4 protein-coding genes are annotated in these 3,972 nt (G+C 57.6%); 1 reads left to right on the top strand and 3 read right to left on the bottom strand.

Annotated features, from left to right (window positions below):
• A partial coding sequence (locus tag Q7T06_RS11420) for a LysM peptidoglycan-binding domain-containing protein (RefSeq protein ID WP_304784744.1) occupies positions 1 to 564 on the top strand: 564 nt, incomplete at its 5' end.
• A gap of 7 nt (positions 565 to 571) precedes the next feature.
• Here Q7T06_RS11420 and Q7T06_RS11415 read toward each other — a convergent pair.
• From Q7T06_RS11415 to Q7T06_RS11405, 3 genes are all read right to left on the bottom strand, one after another.
• Positions 572 to 2,173 carry an ABC transporter ATP-binding protein gene (locus tag Q7T06_RS11415; RefSeq protein WP_304784741.1) on the bottom strand — a complete coding sequence of 534 codons (1,602 nt, stop codon included), beginning with the start codon at positions 2,171 to 2,173 and terminating at the stop codon, positions 572 to 574.
• On the bottom strand, positions 2,170 to 3,222 hold the full coding sequence (locus Q7T06_RS11410) for an ABC transporter permease (RefSeq protein WP_304784739.1): 1,053 nt from the start codon (positions 3,220 to 3,222) through the stop codon (positions 2,170 to 2,172). Before Q7T06_RS11410 ends, Q7T06_RS11415 begins: the two co-directional genes overlap by 4 nt.
• The coding region (locus tag Q7T06_RS11405) for an ABC transporter permease subunit (RefSeq protein ID WP_304784737.1) at positions 3,219 to 3,972 on the bottom strand (754 nt) is incomplete at its 5' end. The genes Q7T06_RS11410 and Q7T06_RS11405, both read right to left, overlap by 4 nt.

Below are 3,972 nucleotides of genomic sequence, written 5' to 3'. Positions count from 1 at the left end.
GCGAAATGGGGACGCGCACTGTCATCGTGGAGCGCACACAAAATCACCAACGCGCGCGAACGGATAGAAACGATAGCCGCCAAATTTCACACGACGCCGCAGGTGATACGCGAAGTCAATAATATCCCGCCAAAAATGCTGCTGAAGGCTGGCTCGACTATCCTGGTGCCGCGCACCGAAGATGCCCCGCAAAAAGACATTACGCAAGACGTGGCCGACAATGCGACGCTGGCGATGACGCCTGATGTGCCTGATACGAAGCGCATCAATGTGACCGTCAAGAAAAGCGACAACATCAAATCGATCGCCAATCGCTACAAGGTCAGCGTTGCGCAAATCAAGGACTGGAACAATTTGCGCAATGACAAACTGGCCTATGGCCAGAAACTGGAACTGCATGTGCCCTATAGCGCGACCAGAACGGCCAGCAAGAGCAGCGCAAAAAACACCAAACAGGCCAGCAACACCGGCAAATCAAAAGCAGTGGCTGCCAAATCGAACAGCAAGAATGCCAGCAAGGTGAACGTGGCCTCGGCCAAGTCCACCCGCATCACCATCAAATAAGCTTGCCTTATCCGCGCACGGCGGCTGCATCATCCTTCAGCGCATACACGGAAGCAGCCAGCAAGCGCTGCGTGTAAGCCTCGGCCGGATGTGCGAACACCGCATCGCTCATCCCGCTCTCCACCACCTTGCCGTCTTTCATCACCACTACCCTGTGCGCCATTGCACGTATGACGGCCAGGTCATGGCTGATGAAGATGTAAGCCATCCCGTATTTTCTTTGCAATTCGGCCAGCAAAAGCAGCACCTGCTGCTGCACTGACACATCCAGCGCCGAGGTCGGTTCATCCAGCAGGATCAGGTCCGGCTTCAATACCAGCACCCGCGCAATCGCTATGCGCTGCCTTTGCCCGCCAGAGAATTCATGCGGGTAGCGATGCAGGATGTCGGATGGCAAACCGACTTCTTGCAAGCCGTCGACCACGGCCTTGCGTATCCCGGCCGCATCGAGTTGCGGCTGATGCAGGGCCAGGCCTTCGCCCACGATCTGCTCTATCGTGCGGCGTGGCGACAGCGAGGCGTACGGGTCCTGGAACACGATCTGCATGCGCGCGCGCAAGGGACGCAATGCATCTCTGCTCATCGTACTGACAGGCTGGCCATCAAATGCAATGCTGCCGCTGACGCGCGCGCTGGAAAGGCGCAACAGCGCCATCCCCAGCGTCGATTTTCCGGAACCCGATTCGCCGACTATGCCCAGCGTTTCGCCGCGACGCAATTGCACATGAACGTCATCGACAGCCACAAATGGCGTGCTCTTGAACCAGCCCTTCTTGATCTCGAAAGTACAGCGCACATGCTCGGCCTGCAGCAAGAGCGGCGTGGCGTCGCTCACGGTGCTGACCAGTTGATGCGGCTGGCTCGCCAGTAATTTCTGCGTATAAGCTTCTTGCGGATGAGCAAACAAGGCCTGCGTTGCGCCGACTTCAACCAGCCGGCCTTTTTCCATCACGCCGACGCGGTCGGCAAAATGACGCACCAGATTCAAGTCATGCGTGATCATCAGCACTGCCATGTTTTCTTCGCGTTGCAACTGGTTCAGCAATTCGACGATCTGCACCTGTATCGTCACATCGAGCGCCGTGGTCGGTTCATCGGCGATCAGCAGCTTGGGCTTGCACGCCAGCGCCATCGCTATCATCGCGCGCTGGCGCTGGCCGCCCGACAGTTGATGCGGATACGAAAGTGCGCGGCGTTGCGGCTCCGGGATGCCGGTCTTGGCCAGCAATTCGATCGCGCGCAAGGCAGCAGCCCTGGCACTGAGGCCTTCATGCAGCATCAGCACTTCGGCAATCTGGTTGCCTATCGTGAATAGCGGATTGAGCGCCGTCATCGGCTCCTGGAAGATCATCGCGACATCCTTGCCGCGCACGGAACGCATTGCCGTTTCCGTTCTTTGCAGTATGTCCTGGCCTTCGAACAGGATCTTGCCGGCGTAAGCTGCATCCGGATTCAGGCGCAGGATGGACAGCGCTGTGACCGTCTTGCCGGAACCGGATTCGCCGACCAACGCGAATTTTTCGCCGGCGGCTATGCTGAAGCTGATGTCGTCGACGACCTTGCTCGCATCGAAGGCCACTTGCAGGTTTTGAATCTCCAGCAAACTCATGCCTTCCTCCGGACATCCAGCGCATTGCGCAAGGCATCGCCTATATTTGTCAACAGCAGCAACATCATCGTCAGCACTACAAACGTCGACAGCGCGATCCACCACGCATCCAGATTGTTCTTGCCCTGGGCCAGCAATTCACCGAGGCTGGCGGTCGATGCCGGCACGCCCAGCCCGAGAAAATCGAGACTGGTCAGCGCCAGTATCGCGCCGCTCATGCGGAACGGCAGGAAGGTCACTACCGGCGTCAGGCTGTTAGGCAGCACGTGACGCCAAATGATCTGGCCATTCGACAAACCGAGTGCGCGCGCCGCCTGTACGTATTCCAGATTGCGGTTACGCAGGAAATCCGCACGCACGTAATCGGACAAACCCATCCAGCCGAACAGGGACAGCAACACCAGCAGCAAACCTATGCTGGGCTGGAAGATAGAGGCAAAGATGATCAGCAGGTAAAGCTCAGGCATCGAGCCCCAGATTTCCATGAAGCGCTGAAAGAACAGATCCGTCTTGCCGGCAAAATAACCCTGGATCGCGCCGGTGATCAAGCCCAGCAGCACACCGGTAAACGTCAGCGCCAGGCCGAACAGCACCGAGACGCGGAAGCCGTACAGCAGACGCGCCACCACATCGCGACCCCGGTCGTCGGTGCCCAGCCAGTTCTCGGCTGAAGGCGGAGCCGGGTTCGGCGACGTGGCGAAATAATTCAAGGTATCGAAGTGGTAGTGATTGATAGGATAAATCGCCCAGTTGCCGCTCTTGTTGAATTGATCGCGTATGAAGGGATCGAGGTAATCGGCTTGCGTGTCGAAATCGCCGCCGAATTTCTTTTCAGAATAAGTGCTTAGCATGGGGAACATCAGCTCGCCGTTGTAGCGCACCAGCAGCGGCTTGTCATTCGATACCAGCTCCGCCATCAGGCTGATCACAACCAGTATGCTGAACACGATCAGGCTCCAGTAGCCGCGACGGTTTTTCCTGAAGCGCAGCCAAACCCGGCGCGACGGCGAAATCGCGACAGCGGCAAGTGGTGTTGGGTGTGTATTCATCGGTCCAGGCTTTCAAACTGCAGGCGCGGATCGGCCCAGACGTAGCACAGGTCGCCAAGCAACTTGACCACCAGGCCGATCAACGTAAAGAGATAGAGCGTGCCCATCACCACCGGGTAATCGCGCCGCACCACGGATTCATAAGACAGCAGGCCCAAGCCATCGAGCGAGAACAGGGTTTCTATCAGCAGGCTGCCGGCAAAAAAAGCGCCGATGAAGGCGGCCGGGAAGCCGGTCACCAGTGGTATCAGCGCATTGCGGAATACATGCTTGTACAGCACTGCGTTTTCACTCAAGCCCTTGGCGCGCGCAGTCAGGACATACTGCTTGCGGATTTCTTCGAGGAAGGTGTTTTTCGTCAGCATCGTCATCATCGCGAACGAGCCGGCCACCGAGGCCGTGACCGGCAATGCGATATGCCACAGGTAATCGAGCACCTTGCCAACTAGCGACAACTGTTCCCAGTTATCCGAGATCAAGCCGCGCAGCGGAAACCACTGGACGAAACTGCCGCCGCCAAACATCACCAGCAGGAACACGCCCAGTATGAAGCCCGGTATCGAATAGCCTATCAAAACGATCATGCTGGTCCATGCATCGAAGCGGCTGCCTTCGCGCATCGCTTTCGCGATACCCAGCGGCAGCGAAATGAAGTAAGTCAGGAAGAAGGTCCACAAACCCAGCGTGATCGACACCGGCAGCTTGGATACGACCAGCTCCCATACATCCTTGTGATGATAAAAACTCTGG

Source organism: Herminiimonas sp., from assembly GCF_030645555.1.
Lineage (GTDB): Bacteria > Pseudomonadota > Gammaproteobacteria > Burkholderiales > Burkholderiaceae_D > Oxalicibacterium.
The sequence above is the reverse complement of the archived record's forward strand: the minus strand, read 5'-3'. Positions and strand labels throughout refer to the sequence as shown.

Excerpts from the sequence above, each read along its gene's own strand:
- Q7T06_RS11415 (WP_304784741.1), bottom strand. The coding sequence starts at position 2,173 with ATGAGTTTGCTGGAGATTCAAAACCTGCAAGTGGCCTTCGATGCGAGC.
- Q7T06_RS11410 (WP_304784739.1), bottom strand. The coding sequence starts at position 3,222 with ATGAATACACACCCAACACCACTTGCCGCTGTCGCGATTTCGCCGTCG.